Source organism: Mycobacterium sp. E2989 (assembly GCF_001667595.1).
GTDB lineage: Bacteria > Actinomycetota > Actinomycetes > Mycobacteriales > Mycobacteriaceae > Mycobacterium.
The window spans coordinates 70,142-86,948 of record NZ_LZJX01000132.1 but is presented as its reverse complement, the minus strand read 5'-3'; the positions used below and the strand labels follow the sequence as shown (position 1 = coordinate 86,948).

Below are 16,807 nucleotides of genomic sequence, written 5' to 3'. Positions count from 1 at the left end.
TGCTGGTGGCCGGCGCGGTGATCATGGGCATCGGCCTCATCGACGACCGCTGGGGACTGGACGCCCTGACGAAGTTCGCCGGCCAGATCACCGCGGCCAGCGTGCTGGTCACCATGGGCGTCGCGTGGAGCGTCCTCTACATCCCGATCGGTGGCGTCGGCACCATCGTGCTGGACCAGGCTTCCTCGATCCTGCTCACGCTCGCGCTCACGGTGTCCATCGTCAACGCGATGAACTTCGTCGACGGGCTCGACGGGCTGGCCGCCGGGCTCGGCCTGATCACCGCGCTGGCCATCTGCATGTTCTCGGTCGGCCTGCTGCGCGACCACGGCGGCGACGCTCTCTTCTATCCGCCCGCCGTGATCTCCGTGGTGCTCGCGGGGGCCTGCCTGGGCTTCCTGCCGCACAACTTCCACCGGGCCAAGATCTTCATGGGCGATTCCGGCTCGATGCTGATCGGGCTGATGCTGGCCGCGGCCTCCACCACCGCCGCCGGCCCCGTCTCGCAGAACGCCTACGGGGCCCGCGACGTGTTCGCCCTGCTGTCGCCGTTCCTGCTGGTGGTCGCGGTCATGTTCGTGCCGATGCTCGATTTGCTGCTGGCGATCGTGCGCCGCACCCGCGCGGGCCGCAGCGCGTTCAGCCCCGACAAGATGCACCTGCACCACCGGCTGCTGCAGATCGGTCATTCCCACCGCCGGGTGGTGTTGCTGATCTATCTATGGGTCGGCATCGTCGCGTTCGGCGCGGCCAGCACGATCTTCTTCAATCCGCGCGACACCGCCGCCGTGATGCTGGGCGCCATCGTCGTCGCCGGGATCGCGACCGCGATCCCGCTCATGCGGCGGGGTGGCGAGTACGACGACGAGGACTACGACAGCTAGTAGTAGTGGGCGGTCCTCGTATGGTACGGTGCAGGTAGAAGCCCAAAAAGCCGCACAAATAACCGGTCCACCGGACGCACATCCGGTCGGGTCGGCTGGGGACTCGCGTCGGGAGATACCCGTTGGGTGAATCAACTGTGACGTGCGATACGCTCGGCGGGCCACCGATCGGTCGGTCGGGGGACTCCCGCTCCACAACTTGGGATTGAGGTGCTGCAGTGACGACACCAGCGCAGGATGCGCCGTTGGTGTTTCCCTCTGTTGCGTTCCGCCCGGTCCGCTTGTTCGTGCTCAGCCTCGCCGTCACCGCGATCGCCGTGCTGGCCGCCGGCCTGGCCGGTCACCTGATGGTCGGGGTCTTCTTCGGCGTCGGGCTGTTGCTCGGTTTGCTCAACGCCGTTCTGGTGCGTCGCTCGGTCGCGTCGATCACCGCGAAAGAGCATCCGCTGAAAAGCACGATGGCGCTGAACTCGGCCACCCGGCTCGCCATCATCACGGTCATCGGGCTGATCATCGCCTACGTGTTCCGGCCGGCCGGCCTGGGCGTCGTGTTCGGACTGGCGCTCTTCCAGGTCTTGTTGGTGGCATCGACGGCGCTTCCGGTGTGGAAGAAACTGCGCGCCGGCGACTGGGCGGAGGCCCAGCCCTCGGACGGTGGCGACGTGACCGCGGGCTCGGAAGGAACGGAAGGAAGAAGCGGCACCGATGACTGAGACGACGTTCCTGGCCGCCGCCATCGAGGTGGGGGAGCACAACCAGGCCAAATGGCTTGGGCTGACGGTTAACACCGACACGATCCTGTCGACCGCCATCGCCGCCGTGATCGTGCTGGCGCTGGCGTTCTTCCTGCGGGCGAAGATCACCTCCACCGGGGTCCCCAACGGCGTTCAGCTGTTCTGGGAGGCCATCACGGTCCAGATGCGCGACCAGATCGAGAGCGCGGTCGGAATGCGGATCGCACCGTTCGTATTGCCGCTTGCGGTCACCATTTTCGTGTTCATCCTGATCTCCAACTGGCTGTCGGTGCTGCCGCTGCAATACACCGACAAGTCCGGGCACACCACGGAGCTGCTGAAGTCCGCGGCGGCGGACATCAATTACGTGCTGGCGCTGGCCCTTTTCGTGTTCGTCTGCTATCACGTGGCGGGCATCTGGCGCCGCGGCATCGTCGGCCACCCGCTCGCCGTGCTCAAGGGTCACGTCGCGTTCCTGGCGCCGATCAACCTGGTCGAGGAGCTCGCCAAGCCGATCTCGTTGTCGCTCCGACTTTTTGGCAACATCTTCGCCGGCGGCATCCTGGTCGCGCTGATCGCGCTCTTCCCGCCGTACATCATGTGGGCGCCCAACGCCATCTGGAAGGCCTTCGACCTGTTCGTCGGGGCGATCCAGGCGTTCATCTTCTCGATCTTGACCATCCTGTACTTCAGCCAAGCCATGGAGATCGAGGAACACCATGACTGAGGCCGCCATCAATCGCTTTGTCCCACACACCATTACAGAGGCCTGGTAGACCGCTACCAGATATCAAGGAGGATAAGAATGGCCATGGACCCCCAAGTCGCTGCCGCGGCTCTCATCGGCGGTGGACTCATCATGGGCGGTGGCGCGATCGGCGCCGGTATCGGTGACGGTATCGCCGGTAACGCGCTGGTTTCCGGCATCGCCCGCCAGCCCGAGGCGCAAGGCCGGCTGTTTACGCCGTTCTTCATCACCGTCGGTCTGGTCGAGGCCGCCTACTTCATCAACCTGGCCTTCATGGCGCTGTTCGTGTTCGCCACACCCGTCGGCTCCTAATTCGCTGTGATGGGTGACGCGAGCCTGAGCGTTCTGGCATCCGGCCGGGTGGTGGCCGAGGGAGGCAACAACTTCCTCGTTCCAAACGGCACGTTCTTCTTCGTGCTGGCCATCTTCCTGATCGTGCTGGCCGTCATCGGCACCTTCGTGGTGCCGCCGGTCATGCGGGTGTTGCGCGAACGCGACAACATGGTTGCCAAGACGGCCGCCGACAACAAGAAGGCGACCGAGCAATTCGACGCCGCCAAGGCCGACTATGAGGAAGCCCTGACGGAGGGCCGGGTTCAGGCGTCGTCGCTGCGCGACAACGCCCGCGCCGAAGGTCGTAAGGTGGTCGAAGACGCGCGTTCCCGTGCCGAGCAGCAGGTGATGTCGACGTTGCAAATGGCATCCGAGCAATTGAAGCGGGAGAGAGACGCCGTGGAACTGGATCTGCGCGCCAACGTGGCGGGCATGTCGGCGACGCTGGCCAGCCGGATCCTCGGCGTCGAGGTCGCCCCGGTCACCGCGGCCACGTCGGCAACCGGGAAATCTGGACGGTAATCGCGCATGTCGACTTTCATCGGGCAGTTGATCGGATTCGCGGCCATCGTGCTGCTGGTCTGGCGGTACGTCGTGCCGCCGGTGCGTCGTCTGATGGCCGCTCGTCAAGAGGCCGTGCGCCAGCAGCTGAAAGACTCTGCGGCAGCGGCGGATCGGTTGAAAGAGTCGGAAACGGCCCACAGCAATGCCGTGGAATCCGCCAAGACCGAAGCCGAACGGCTGGTGGAAGAGGCGAAGACCGACGCCGGCCGCATCGCCGAGCAGTTCCGCGCCCAGGCCGAGTCGGAGTCCGAACGCATCACTGCGCAGGGCGGCCGCCAGGTCGACCTCCTGCGCACGCAGTTGAGCCGCCAGCTGCGCCTGGAACTCGGTCACGAGGCGGTGCGCCAGGCGGGCGAGTTGGTGCGCAACTACGTCGCCGACCCGGAGCAGCAGTCCGGCACCGTCGATCGGTTCCTGGACGAGCTCGAAGCGATGGCCCCCGCGCCCGCCGAGGTCCAGTATCCGCTGTTGGCCAAGATGCGCTCCGCCAGTCGAGTGGCGGTGGCCGGTCTGTCCGAGCGGTTCAGCGACATAGCCAAAGACCTTGACAACAAAGCCCTTTCCAACCTGTCGGCCGAGCTCGTCTCGGTCGCCGAGATGCTGGACCGGGAGATCGTCGTCACCCGGTACTTGACCGTGCCGGCCGAGGACGCGGGCCCCCGCGTCCGATTGATCGAGCGGCTGGTCTCGGGGAAGGTCTCCGACGCCACGCTCGACGTCCTGCGGCTGGCCGTGTCGGAACGTTGGTCGGCCAACTCCGATCTGGGCGACGCGATCGAGCACATCTCGCGGCAGGCGTTGCTCGAAGTCGCCGAGCGGGAGAACAAGGTCGACGACGTCGAAGACCAGCTGTTCCGGTTCGCCCGCATCCTGGACGCGCAGCCGCGACTCGCCATCCTGTTGGGTGACTACGGCGTGCCGGTGGAAGGCCGAATCAACCTGCTGCGCAAGGTACTCGACAGCGCCAGCGGCCGGGTCGAGCCGATCGTCGTGGCGCTGCTGACCCAGACCGTGCAGCTGCTCAGGGGCGAGTCGGCCGAGGAGGCCATCCAGTTCTTGGCGAAGGTCGCGGTGGCACGCCGCGGCGAGATCGTCGCGCAGGTCAGCGCGGCGGCCGACCTCAGCGACGCCCAGCGGTCGCGCCTCACCGACGTGCTCGGCCGCATCTACGGTCACCCGGTGACGGTGCAGCTGCAGACCTCCGAGGAGCTGCTGGGCGGCCTGCTCATCTCCGTGGCGGACGAAGTGATTGACGGGACACTCGCTTCGCGCCTCGCCGCTGCCCAGGCCCAGTTGCCCGACTGACACCAACCACGCCCCCTAACCACACGCGATACCAAGATCAAGTAGGAAGACGAAAAGCCATGGCCGAGTTGACAATCTCCGCTGATGACATCCAGAGCGCCATCGAGGAGTACGTAGGCTCTTTCACCTCCGACACCTCCCGGGAGGAGGTCGGTACCGTCGTCGAGGCCGGGGACGGCATCGCGCATGTCGAAGGCCTGCCCTCCGTCATGACGCAGGAACTGCTCGAGTTCCCGGGTGGGGTCCTCGGTGTCGCGCTGAACCTCGACGAGCACAGCGTCGGCGCGGTGATCCTGGGTGACTTCGAGAAAATCGAAGAGGGCCAACAGGTCAAGCGCACCGGCGAGGTTCTGTCCGTGCCGGTCGGCGACGCCTTCCTGGGTCGCGTCGTCAACCCGCTCGGCCAGCCCATCGACGGCCGGGGCGACATCGACACCGACATCCGGCGCGCGCTCGAGATCCAGGCGCCGTCCGTGGTGCAGCGGCAAAGCGTGAGCGAGCCGCTGCAGACCGGCATCAAGGCCATCGACGCGATGACGCCGATCGGCCGCGGCCAGCGGCAGCTGATCATCGGCGACCGCAAGACCGGCAAGACCGCGGTCTGCGTCGACACCATCCTCAACCAGCGTGGGAACTGGGAGAGCGGCGACGAGAAGAAGCAGGTCCGCTGCGTGTACGTGGCCATCGGCCAGAAGGGCACCACGATCGCCTCGGTCCGCCGGGCGCTCGAAGAGGGCGGCGCGATGGACTACACCACCATCGTCGCGGCCCCGGCCTCCGACTCGGCCGGCTTCAAATGGCTTGCGCCGTACACCGGTTCGGCGATCGCCCAGCACTGGATGTACGACGGCAAGCACGTGCTGATCGTGTTCGACGACCTGAGCAAGCAGGCCGAGGCGTACCGCGCGATCTCGCTGCTGCTTCGTCGCCCGCCGGGCCGCGAGGCCTACCCCGGTGACGTGTTCTACCTGCACTCGCGGCTGCTGGAGCGCTGCGCGAAGCTCTCCGACGACCTCGGGGGTGGCTCGCTGACCGGCCTGCCGATCATCGAGACGAAGGCCAACGACATCTCGGCCTACATCCCCACCAACGTCATCTCGATCACCGACGGCCAGTGCTTCCTGGAGTCCGACCTGTTCAACCAGGGTGTGCGGCCGGCCATCAACGTCGGTGTGTCGGTCTCCCGCGTGGGTGGCGCGGCGCAGATCAAGGCCATGAAAGAGGTGGCCGGCTCGCTGCGTCTGGACCTTTCGCAGTACCGCGAGTTGGAGTCGTTCGCGGCGTTCGCCTCGGACCTGGATGCGACGTCGAAGGCGCAGCTGGAGCGCGGCGAGCGGCTCGTCGAACTGCTCAAGCAACCGCAGTACCAGCCCATGCCCGTTGAGGAGCAGGTGGTTTCGATCTTTCTGGGCACCGGCGGTCACCTGGACTCCGTGCCCGTCGAGGATGTCCGGCGCTTCGAAACCGAACTGCTGGACCACATGCGGGCTTCGGAGGAGAGCTTCCTGTCCGGCGTCCGCGACAGCGGCAAGCTCTCGGAAGAGGGTGAGAACCAGCTGACCGAGATCATCAAGAACTTCAAGAAGGGCTTCGCGGCCACCGGCGGCGGCTCGGTGGTGCCCGACGAGCACGTCGAGCCCCTGGATGAAGAAGACCTCGAAAAGGAGTCGGTGCAGGTCAAGAAGGAAAAGCCGAAGGACAAGAAGGAAACCAAGAACGGCAAGGACAAGAAGTAGCTAACAATGGCTGCCACACTTCGCGAATTACGCGGCCGGATTCGCTCCGCAGGGTCGATCAAAAAGATCACCAAGGCACAGGAGATGATCGCGACGTCGCGCATCGGTAAGGCGCAGGCCCGGCTGGAATCGGCACGGCCCTATGCCTTTCAGATCACCTCCATGCTCACCACGCTGTCGTCCGAGGCCGCTCTGGATCACCCGTTGCTGGTCGAACGGGAGGAACCCAGGCGGGCCGGTGTGCTGGTGGTGTCCTCCGATCGGGGGCTGTGCGGCGCCTACAACTCCAGCATCTTCCGTCGGGCAGAAGAGCTGTTCTCGCTGCTGAGGGAGGAAGGCAAGACGCCGGTCGTGTACACGGTCGGCCGAAAGGCGCAGAACTACTTCAAGTTCCGCAACTGGGACATCACCGAGTCGTGGACGGGGTTCTCCGAGCAACCCAAGTACGAGAACGCCGCGGAGATCGCCGAGACCCTGGTCGAGACGTTCATGAAGGGCGCCGGCGACGACGAGTCATCGGACGACCAGGGGGTCGACGAACTGCACATCGTCTACTCGGAGTTCAAGTCGATGATGTCTCAGGCCGCGGCGGCCCACCGCATCGCTCCGCTGGTCGTGGAGTATGTCGAGGACACCGACGAACTCCACACGCTGTACTCGTTCGAGCCGGACGCGACAACGCTTTTCGAGTCGCTCTTGCCGCGGTACGTGACCACCCGCGTCTACGCCGCACTGCTCGAATCGGCGGCATCCGAGCTGGCGTCGCGCCAACGAGCGATGAAGTCGGCGACCGACAACGCGGACGACCTGATCAAGGAGCTGACGCTGATGGCGAACCGCGAGCGGCAGGCTCAGATCACCCAAGAGATCAGCGAAATCGTCGGCGGCGCAAACGCGCTCGCCGACGCTCAGTAGCACACGAGGAAGAGAAGAAGAATATGGCTGCTACTTCTGGAACCGCAGAGAAGACCGACAAGTCCACCAAATCCGAGACCAGCGGCCGCGTGGTGCGGATCACCGGTCCGGTGGTTGACGTCGAGTTCCCGCGCGGGTCCGTACCGGAACTGTTCAACGCGCTCAACGCCGAGATCACGTTCGAGGAACTCAAGAAGACCCTCACGCTCGAGGTCGCACAGCACCTCGGCGACAACCTGGTCCGCACGATTTCGTTGCAGCCCACCGACGGTCTGGTGCGCGGAGTCGAGGTCACCGACTCCGGCAAGTCGATCTCGGTGCCGGTCGGCCAGGAGGTGAAGGGCCACGTCTTCAACGCGCTGGGCGACTGCCTGGACAAGCCCGGGTACGGCGAGGACTTCGAGCACTGGTCGATCCACCGCAAGCCGCCGGCCTTCGAGGAGCTCGAGCCCCGCACCGAGATGCTCGAGACCGGGCTGAAGGTGGTCGACCTGCTCACCCCGTACGTGCGAGGCGGCAAGATCGCGCTGTTCGGCGGTGCCGGCGTGGGCAAAACGGTGCTGATCCAGGAGATGATCAACCGTATCGCCCGAAACTTCGGTGGTACTTCGGTTTTCGCCGGCGTGGGCGAGCGCACCCGCGAGGGCAACGACCTCTGGGTCGAGCTCAAAGAGGCCGACGTGCTCAAGGACACCGCGCTGGTGTTCGGTCAGATGGACGAGCCGCCCGGCACCCGTATGCGGGTGGCGCTGTCGGCGCTGACGATGGCCGAGTGGTTCCGCGACGAGGCCGGCCAGGACGTGCTGCTGTTCATCGACAACATCTTCCGTTTCACGCAGGCCGGATCCGAGGTCTCCACGCTGCTCGGCCGGATGCCGTCGGCGGTGGGTTACCAGCCCACGCTGGCCGACGAGATGGGTGAGCTGCAGGAGCGCATCACCTCGACGCGGGGCCGGTCGATCACGTCCATGCAGGCGGTCTACGTGCCGGCCGACGACTACACCGACCCCGCGCCCGCGACGACGTTCGCCCACCTGGACGCGACCACCGAGCTGTCGCGTTCGGTGTTCTCCAAGGGCATCTTCCCCGCGGTGGACCCGCTGGCATCGAGCTCGACCATCCTCGACCCGAGTGTCGTCGGCGACGAGCACTACCGCGTCGCGCAGGAAGTCATCCGAATCCTGCAGCGGTACAAGGACCTCCAGGACATCATCGCTATCCTCGGTATCGACGAGCTGTCCGAAGAGGACAAGCAGCTGGTGCAGCGCGCGCGGCGCATCGAGCGGTTCCTGTCGCAGAACATGATGGCGGCCGAGCAGTTCACCGGCCAACCGGGTTCCACGGTTCCGCTGAAGGAGACCATCGAGGCGTTCGACCGCCTGTCCAAGGGCGACTTCGACCACATCCCCGAGCAGGCCTTCTTCCTGATCGGCGGCCTCGACGACCTGGCCAAGAAAGCCGAAAGCTTCGGCGCCAAGTTGGATTCCTGAGGACCGAGCGCTAAGGCTCTGAAAGGCTCTGTGGCATGGCCGAATTGAACGTCGAGATAGTCGCCGTCGACCGGAAGATCTGGTCGGGTGAAGCAACGTTTTTGTTCACCCGCACCACCGTCGGCGAGATCGGCATCCTGCCCCGGCACATCCCGGTGGTCGCCCAGCTGGTCGACGACGCGATGGTGCGCGTCGAACGCGAAGGCGAAGACGACCTGCGGGTCGCCATCGAAGGCGGGTTCCTCTCGGTCACCGAGGAGACGGTGACGGTCCTGGCCGAGTCGGCCGCGTTCGAGTCCGAGATCGACGAAAGCGCCGCCAGGGAGGATTCGGAGTCCGACGATCCCCGCATCGCGGCGCGCGGGCGCGGCAGATTGCGCGCCGTCGGCGCGATCGACTAGCCGGCCTCGGAGAAGGCCATGAGCGCGCCCATGATCGGCATGGTCGTGCTCGTCGTCGTCCTGGCGGGCGCGGTCGTCGCGCTCAGCTATCGACTCTGGAAGCTGCGCCAGGGCGGCACCGCGGGGATCATGCGAGACATTCCCGCGGTCGGCGGCCACGGCTGGCGGCACGGCGTGATCCGTTACCGCGGCGGTGAGGCCGCGTTCTACCGGCTATCCAGCCTGCGGCTGTGGCCGGACCGTCGGCTCAGCCGCAGGGGAGTGGAGATCGTGGCGCGGCGTGCGCCACGCGGCGACGAATTCGACATCATGACCGACGAGATCGTGGTGGTGGAGCTGCGCGACACGACGCAGGACCGCAGGACCGGCTACGAGATCGCTCTGGACAAGGGCGCATTGACGGCGTTCCTGTCCTGGCTGGAGTCCCGTCCTTCGCCGCGCGCGCGTCGTCGCAGCGTTTAGGTCTTGCGCCGCAAGTCAACTCGCGCCTGGCGCCCCGCCGCCCGGTTTCCAGAGCACGTCGCCCTCGGGATTGGCCGCGCGCGCCAGGATGAACAGCAGATCCGAGAGGCGGTTCAAGTATTTCGCCGGCAGGACGTTGACCTGCTGGGGCGCCGCATCGATGGCCGCCCATGCCGACCGTTCCGCTCGACGCGCGATCGTGCGGGCGACGTGCAGCAGCGCCGACAACGGCGAACCACCCGGCAGCACAAAGGAATTCAGCGCCGGCAGGTCCTCGTTATATTTGTCACACCAACCCTCGAGCCGGTCGATGTAGGGCTGGGTGATCCGCAGCGGGGGATGCTCGGGGTTTTCCACCACCGGGGTGGACAGGTCCGCACCCGCGTCGAACAGGTCGTTCTGGATCTGGCGCAGCACGCCGGCGATTTCCTCGTCGGGCTGACCCAGGGCGATCGCCACGCCGATCGCCGAGTTCGCCTCGTCACAATCCGCGTAGGCGACCAGGCGCGGATCGTTCTTGGAGACCCGCGAGAAGTCGCTCAATCCCGTCGTGCCGTCGTCACCGGTCCGGGTATAGATGCGGGTCAGGTGTATCGCCATGAGCAAAACGGTACTGCGGCCCGCGACGGGCCGGCGCCTTGGCTCGGCTGACTGACAACCAGAAACCGCTTCACTAGACTGACGCGGGTGGCTGAGCGATTCGTGGTGACCGGCGGCAACCGGTTGTCCGGCGAAGTCGCGGTGGGGGGCGCCAAGAACAGCGTGCTCAAGCTGATGGCCGCGGCGCTGCTGGCCGAAGGCACCAGCACCATCACCAACTGCCCCGACATCCTCGACGTGCCGTTGATGGCTGAAGTGCTGCGCGGGCTGGGCGCCACCGTCGAGCTCGACGGCGACGTCGCCCGCATCACCTCGCCGGACGAACCGAAGTACGACGCCGACTTCGCGGCGGTCCGGCAGTTCCGGGCGTCGGTGTGCGTGCTCGGGCCGTTGGTCGGCCGGTGCAAGCGGGCCAGGGTCGCGCTCCCGGGCGGTGACGCGATCGGGTCGCGCCCGCTGGACATGCACCAGGCGGGCCTGCGCCAGCTCGGCGCGCAATGCAACATTGAGCACGGCTGCGTCGTCGCCCAGGCCGACGCGTTGCGCGGCGCCGAGATTCAACTGGAATTTCCGTCGGTGGGCGCCACCGAGAACATCCTGATGGCCGCCGTGCTCGCCGAGGGTGTCACCACCATCCACAACGCGGCGCGCGAACCCGACGTCGTCGACCTGTGCACCATGCTGAACCAGATGGGTGCGCGGGTCGAAGGCGCGGGATCGCCGACCATGACCATCACCGGCGTCCCGCGGCTACACCCCACCGAGCACCGCGTGATCGGGGACCGCATCGTCGCCGCCACCTGGGGCATCGCCGCCGCGATGACGCGAGGTGACATCTCGGTCACCGGCGTCGACCCCGCCCACCTGCAGGTGGTGTTGCACAAGCTCCACGACGCCGGCGCCACCGTCACCCAGACGGACAACAGCTTTCGGATCACCCAGTACGAGCGCCCCAAGGCGGTCAACGTCGCCACGCTGCCGTTTCCCGGATTCCCCACGGATTTGCAGCCGATGGCCATCGCGCTGGCGTCCATCGCCGACGGCACGTCGATGATCACGGAAAACGTTTTCGAGGCGCGGTTTCGCTTTGTCGAAGAGATGATCCGGTTGGGCGCCGACGCCCGCACCGACGGCCACCACGCGGTCGTCCGCGGCCTGCCGCAATTGTCGAGCGCACCCGTGTGGTGTTCCGACATTCGTGCCGGCGCCGGCCTGGTGTTGGCGGGCTTGGTGGCCGACGGTGACACCGAGGTTCACGACGTCTTCCACATCGATCGCGGCTACCCGTTGTTCGTGGAGAACCTGTCGATTTTGGGAGCGGAGATCGAGCGGGTAGAGTAGCCAAAGTCAGTGCCCCACAGGGGCGGTCGCCACACCAGGCGGCCGACAACCCGGGCCCTTGACTCCCTCGCTGGATTGGTACTAGCCTGGCACGGCTGCTCCCGAGACGGTCTGCAGAAGACCAAAACCGGGAGTTGACTCCTCTGCCGGACCTGTATTAAGCTGGCAGGGTTGCCCCAAAACGGGCGAAACAAGTGTTGTTTGAGAACTCAATAGTGTGTTTGGTCTTTTTATTTGTTGTTGTTTTTTTGGCCATACCTAGCACTCCCCGTGTGTGGGTATGGCAATTTTTGATGCCAGTTAAATGGCGTCTTGTCAGGTATCTCTGATTTGAATTCACCTCGTTCTGCGAGGAGATTTTGTTTGGAGAGTTTGATCCTGGCTCAGGACGAACGCTGGCGGCGTGCTTAACACATGCAAGTCGAACGGAAAGGCCCCTTCGGGGGTACTCGAGTGGCGAACGGGTGAGTAACACGTGGGCAATCTGCCCTGCACTTCGGGATAAGCCTGGGAAACTGGGTCTAATACCGGATAGGACCACTTGGCGCATGCCTTGTGGTGGAAAGCTTTTGCGGTGTGGGATGGGCCCGCGGCCTATCAGCTTGTTGGTGGGGTGATGGCCTACCAAGGCGACGACGGGTAGCCGGCCTGAGAGGGTGTCCGGCCACACTGGGACTGAGATACGGCCCAGACTCCTACGGGAGGCAGCAGTGGGGAATATTGCACAATGGGCGCAAGCCTGATGCAGCGACGCCGCGTGGGGGATGACGGCCTTCGGGTTGTAAACCTCTTTCACCATCGACGAAGGTCCGGGTTTTCTCGGATTGACGGTAGGTGGAGAAGAAGCACCGGCCAACTACGTGCCAGCAGCCGCGGTAATACGTAGGGTGCGAGCGTTGTCCGGAATTACTGGGCGTAAAGAGCTCGTAGGTGGTTTGTCGCGTTGTTCGTGAAATCTCACGGCTTAACTGTGAGCGTGCGGGCGATACGGGCAGACTAGAGTACTGCAGGGGAGACTGGAATTCCTGGTGTAGCGGTGGAATGCGCAGATATCAGGAGGAACACCGGTGGCGAAGGCGGGTCTCTGGGCAGTAACTGACGCTGAGGAGCGAAAGCGTGGGGAGCGAACAGGATTAGATACCCTGGTAGTCCACGCCGTAAACGGTGGGTACTAGGTGTGGGTTTCCTTCCTTGGGATCCGTGCCGTAGCTAACGCATTAAGTACCCCGCCTGGGGAGTACGGCCGCAAGGCTAAAACTCAAAGGAATTGACGGGGGCCCGCACAAGCGGCGGAGCATGTGGATTAATTCGATGCAACGCGAAGAACCTTACCTGGGTTTGACATGCACAGGACGCGTCTAGAGATAGGCGTTCCCTTGTGGCCTGTGTGCAGGTGGTGCATGGCTGTCGTCAGCTCGTGTCGTGAGATGTTGGGTTAAGTCCCGCAACGAGCGCAACCCTTGTCTCATGTTGCCAGCGGGTAATGCCGGGGACTCGTGAGAGACTGCCGGGGTCAACTCGGAGGAAGGTGGGGATGACGTCAAGTCATCATGCCCCTTATGTCCAGGGCTTCACACATGCTACAATGGCCGGTACAAAGGGCTGCGATGCCGCAAGGTTAAGCGAATCCTTTTAAAGCCGGTCTCAGTTCGGATCGGGGTCTGCAACTCGACCCCGTGAAGTCGGAGTCGCTAGTAATCGCAGATCAGCAACGCTGCGGTGAATACGTTCCCGGGCCTTGTACACACCGCCCGTCACGTCATGAAAGTCGGTAACACCCGAAGCCAGTGGCCTAACCCTTGGGAGGGAGCTGTCGAAGGTGGGATCGGCGATTGGGACGAAGTCGTAACAAGGTAGCCGTACCGGAAGGTGCGGCTGGATCACCTCCTTTCTAAGGAGCACCACGAAAAGCACCCCAATTGGTGGGGTGCGAGCCGTGCGGGGTTCTCACCTGTAGTGGGTGAGGGCCGGGTGCACAACAGCAAATGATTGCCAGACACACTATTGGGCCCTGAGACAACACTCGGCCAGTCCGTGTGGTGTCCCTCCATCTTGGTGGTGGGGTGTGGTGTTTGAGTATTGGATAGTGGTTGCGAGCATCTAGACGGATGCGTTGCCGGCAACGGTGGTGCGTTCGTCGAAATGTGTAATTTCTTTTGAAAACTCTTGTGTGTAAGTAAGTGTCTAAGGGCGCATGGTGGATGCCTTGGCATCGAGAGCCGATGAAGGACGTGGGAGGCTGCGATATGCCTCGGGGAGCTGTCAACCGAGCATTGATCCGAGGATTTCCGAATGGGGAAACCCAGCACGAGTGATGTCGTGTTACCCGTATCTGAATATATAGGGTGCGGGAGGTAACGCGGGGAAGTGAAACATCTCAGTACCCGTAGGAGAAGAAAACAATTGTGATTCCGTCAGTAGTGGCGAGCGAACGCGGAACAGGCTAAACCGCATGCATGGATAACCGGGTAGGGGTTGTGTGTGCGGGGTTGTGGGATTGATACATCTCAGCTCTACCTGGCTGAGGGGTAGTCAGAAAGTGTCGTGGTTAGCGGAAGTGGCCTGGGACGGTCCGCCGCAGACGGTGAAAGCCCGGTACGCGAAAACCCGGCACCTGCCCTGTATCAACACCCGAGTAGCAGCGGGCCCGTGGAATCTGCTGTGAATCTGCCGGGACCACCCGGTAAGCCTAAATACTTCTCGATGACCGATAGCGGATTAGTACCGTGAGGGAATGGTGAAAAGTACCCCGGGAGGGGAGTGAAAGAGTACCTGAAACCGTGTGCCTACAATCCGTCAGAGCCTCCTTGTGGGGTGATGGCGTGCCTTTTGAAGAATGAGCCTGCGAGTCAGGGACACGTCGCGAGGTTAACCCGTGCGGGGTAGCCGCAGCGAAAGCGAGTCTGAATAGGGCGCATCCCCTTTGGGGTGTAGTGGCGTGTTCTGGACCCGAAGCGGAGTGATCTACCCATGGCCAGGGTGAAGCGCGGGTAAGACCGCGTGGAGGCCCGAACCCACTTAGGTTGAAGACTGAGGGGATGAGCTGTGGGTAGGGGTGAAAGGCCAATCAAACTCCGTGATAGCTGGTTCTCCCCGAAATGCATTTAGGTGCAGCGTTACGTGTTTCACCACGGAGGTAGAGCTACTGGATGGCCGATGGGCCCTACTAGGTTACTGACGTCAGCCAAACTCCGAATGCCGTGGTGTATAGCGTGGCAGTGAGACGGCGGGGGATAAGCTCCGTACGTCGAGAGGGAAACAGCCCAGATCGCCGGCTAAGGCCCCTAAGCGTGTGCTAAGTGGAAAAGGATGTGCAGTCGCAGAGACAACCAGGAGGTTGGCTTAGAAGCAGCCACCCTTGAAAGAGTGCGTAATAGCTCACTGGTCAAGTGATTGTGCGCCGATAATGTAGCGGGGCTCAAGCACACCGCCGAAGCCGCGGCAACCGTAAGGTTGGGTAGGGGAGCGTCCCCCATGCAGCGAAGCTACCGGGTAACCGGTGGTGGAGTTTGGGGGAGTGAGAATGCAGGCATGAGTAGCGATAAGGCAAGTGAGAACCTTGCCCGCCGTAAGACCAAGGGTTCCTGGGCCAGGCCAGTCCGCCCAGGGTGAGTCGGGACCTAAGGCGAGGCCGACAGGCGTAGTCGATGGACAACGGGTTGATATTCCCGTACCCGTGTGTGGGCGTCCCTGACGAATCAGCGGTACTAACCACCCAAAACCGGATCGACCATTCCCCTTCGGGGGCATGGAGTTTCGGGGCTGCGTGGGACCTTCGCTGGTAGTAGTCAAGCAATGGGGTGACGCAGGAAGGTAGCCGTACCAGTCAGTGGTAATACTGGGGCAAACCTGTAGGGAGAGCGATAGGCAAATCCGTCGCTCATTAATCCTGAGAGGTGATGCATAGCCGATTGAGGTGAATTCGGTGATCCTCTGCTGCCAAGAAAAGCCTCTAGCGAGCACACACACGGCCCGTACCCCAAACCAACACAGGTGGTCAGGTAGAGCATACCAAGGCGTACGAGATAACTATGGTTAAGGAACTCGGCAAAATGCCCCCGTAACTTCGGGAGAAGGGGGGCCGGAATACCGTGAACACCCTTGCGGTGGGAGCGGGATTCGGCCGCAGAAACCAGTGGGTAGCGACTGTTTACTAAAAACACAGGTCCGTGCGAAGTCGCAAGACGATGTATACGGACTGACGCCTGCCCGGTGCTGGAAGGTTAAGAGGACCCGTTAACCGTAAGGTGAAGCGGAGAATTTAAGCCCCAGTAAACGGCGGTGGTAACTATAACCATCCTAAGGTAGCGAAATTCCTTGTCGGGTAAGTTCCGACCTGCACGAATGGCGTAACGACTTCCCAACTGTCTCAACCATAGACTCGGCGAAATTGCACTACGAGTAAAGATGCTCGTTACGCGCGGCAGGACGAAAAGACCCCGGGACCTTCACTACAACTTGGTATTGGTGTTCGGTACGGTTTGTGTAGGATAGGTGGGAGACTTTGAAGCAGTTACGCCAGTAATTGTGGAGTCGTTGTTGAAATACCACTCTGATCGTATTGGACACCTAACGTCGAACCCTTATCGGGTTCACGGACAGTGCCTGGCGGGTAGTTTAACTGGGGCGGTTGCCTCCTAAAATGTAACGGAGGCGCCCAAAGGTTCCCTCAACCTGGACGGCAATCAGGTGTTGAGTGTAAGTGCACAAGGGAGCTTGACTGCGAGACTTACAAGTCAAGCAGGGACGAAAGTCGGGACTAGTGATCCGGCACCCCCGAGTGGAAGGGGTGTCGCTCAACGGATAAAAGGTACCCCGGGGATAACAGGCTGATCTTCCCCAAGAGTCCATATCGACGGGATGGTTTGGCACCTCGATGTCGGCTCGTCGCATCCTGGGGCTGGAGCAGGTCCCAAGGGTTGGGCTGTTCGCCCATTAAAGCGGCACGCGAGCTGGGTTTAGAACGTCGTGAGACAGTTCGGTCTCTATCCGCCGCGCGCGTCAGAAACTTGAGGAAACCTGTCCCTAGTACGAGAGGACCGGGACGGACGAACCTCTGGTATACCAGTTGTCCCACCAGGGGCACGGCTGGATAGCCACGTTCGGACAGGATAACCGCTGAAAGCATCTAAGCGGGAAACCTTCTCCAAGATCAGGTTTCTCACCCTTTTAGAGGGATAAGGCCCCCCGCAGACCACGGGATCGATAGGCCAGACCTGGAAGCTCAGCAATGAGTGCAGGGAACTGGCACTAACCGGCCGAAAACTTACCAACACACAATCGCAACCACTTTC

Annotated in this window: 13 protein-coding genes and 2 rRNA genes; 14 read left to right on the top strand and 1 reads right to left on the bottom strand. The window is 63.1% G+C overall.

Translation table 11 applies throughout. The annotated features are described in order from the left end of the window. The 11 genes from A5680_RS24265 to A5680_RS24215 form a co-directional block, all read left to right on the top strand. On the top strand, positions 1–884 hold an 884-nt coding region (locus A5680_RS24265), incomplete at its 5' end, for an MraY family glycosyltransferase (protein WP_067824084.1). A 218-nt stretch (positions 885–1,102) separates the two neighbouring features. Further along, positions 1,103–1,597 (top strand): ATP synthase subunit I, encoded by a 495-nt coding sequence (locus tag A5680_RS24260; protein ID WP_067824051.1) that lies wholly within the window; start codon positions 1,103–1,105, stop codon positions 1,595–1,597. Then, positions 1,590–2,345 carry a F0F1 ATP synthase subunit A gene (atpB, locus tag A5680_RS24255; RefSeq protein ID WP_055402356.1) on the top strand — a complete coding sequence of 252 codons (756 nt, stop codon included), beginning with the start codon at positions 1,590–1,592 and terminating at the stop codon, positions 2,343–2,345. The genes A5680_RS24260 and atpB overlap by 8 nt, the downstream gene beginning before the upstream one ends. 84 nt (positions 2,346–2,429) lie before the next feature. Then, entirely contained in the window at positions 2,430–2,678 is a 249-nt protein-coding gene (locus A5680_RS24250) for a F0F1 ATP synthase subunit C (RefSeq protein ID WP_082459816.1), read from the top strand. A gap of 9 nt (positions 2,679–2,687) precedes the next feature. Beyond that, positions 2,688–3,221, top strand: coding sequence for a F0F1 ATP synthase subunit B (locus tag A5680_RS24245; protein ID WP_055402351.1), 534 nt, complete (start codon positions 2,688–2,690; stop codon positions 3,219–3,221). 6 nt (positions 3,222–3,227) lie between these two features. After that, complete coding sequence (locus A5680_RS24240) at positions 3,228–4,568, top strand: F0F1 ATP synthase subunit B/delta (protein WP_055402348.1); 1,341 nt, start codon at positions 3,228–3,230, stop codon at positions 4,566–4,568. Between the two features lie 59 nt (positions 4,569–4,627). Then, positions 4,628–6,304, top strand: a complete 1,677-nt coding sequence (gene atpA, locus A5680_RS24235; protein WP_067824047.1) for a F0F1 ATP synthase subunit alpha — start codon at positions 4,628–4,630, stop codon at positions 6,302–6,304. Positions 6,305–6,310: 6 nt separating this feature from the next. Continuing rightward, positions 6,311–7,219 (top strand): F0F1 ATP synthase subunit gamma, encoded by a 909-nt coding sequence (locus A5680_RS24230; protein ID WP_055402346.1) that lies wholly within the window; start codon positions 6,311–6,313, stop codon positions 7,217–7,219. Between the two features lie 23 nt (positions 7,220–7,242). Then, complete coding sequence (atpD, locus tag A5680_RS24225) at positions 7,243–8,709, top strand: F0F1 ATP synthase subunit beta (RefSeq protein WP_055402344.1); 1,467 nt, start codon at positions 7,243–7,245, stop codon at positions 8,707–8,709. A gap of 35 nt (positions 8,710–8,744) precedes the next feature. Then, a complete protein-coding gene (locus A5680_RS24220) occupies positions 8,745–9,110 on the top strand; it encodes a F0F1 ATP synthase subunit epsilon (RefSeq protein WP_067747732.1) in 366 nt (121 codons plus the stop codon). Between the two features lie 18 nt (positions 9,111–9,128). Then, positions 9,129–9,572 (top strand): DUF2550 domain-containing protein, encoded by a 444-nt coding sequence (locus A5680_RS24215; protein ID WP_055405686.1) that lies wholly within the window; start codon positions 9,129–9,131, stop codon positions 9,570–9,572. Between the two features lie 15 nt (positions 9,573–9,587). Here the strand turns inward: A5680_RS24215 and A5680_RS24210 are convergent, their stop codons facing one another. After that, positions 9,588–10,172, bottom strand: coding sequence for a cob(I)yrinic acid a,c-diamide adenosyltransferase (locus tag A5680_RS24210; protein ID WP_067824044.1), 585 nt, complete (start codon positions 10,170–10,172; stop codon positions 9,588–9,590). A gap of 87 nt (positions 10,173–10,259) precedes the next feature. On the opposite strand from A5680_RS24210, the gene murA reads away from it, so the two are divergent. From murA to A5680_RS24195, 3 genes are all read left to right on the top strand, one after another. After that, entirely contained in the window at positions 10,260–11,513 is a 1,254-nt protein-coding gene (gene murA, locus A5680_RS24205; protein ID WP_067824041.1) for a UDP-N-acetylglucosamine 1-carboxyvinyltransferase, read from the top strand. Positions 11,514–11,873: 360 nt separating this feature from the next. Beyond that, a 16S ribosomal RNA gene (locus A5680_RS24200) occupies positions 11,874–13,404 on the top strand. Positions 13,405–13,687: 283 nt separating this feature from the next. Next, positions 13,688–16,787 (top strand): 23S ribosomal RNA (locus A5680_RS24195). Together the 16S and 23S rRNA genes form the textbook arrangement of a ribosomal RNA operon. The last annotated feature ends 20 nt before the right edge of the window (positions 16,788–16,807 follow it).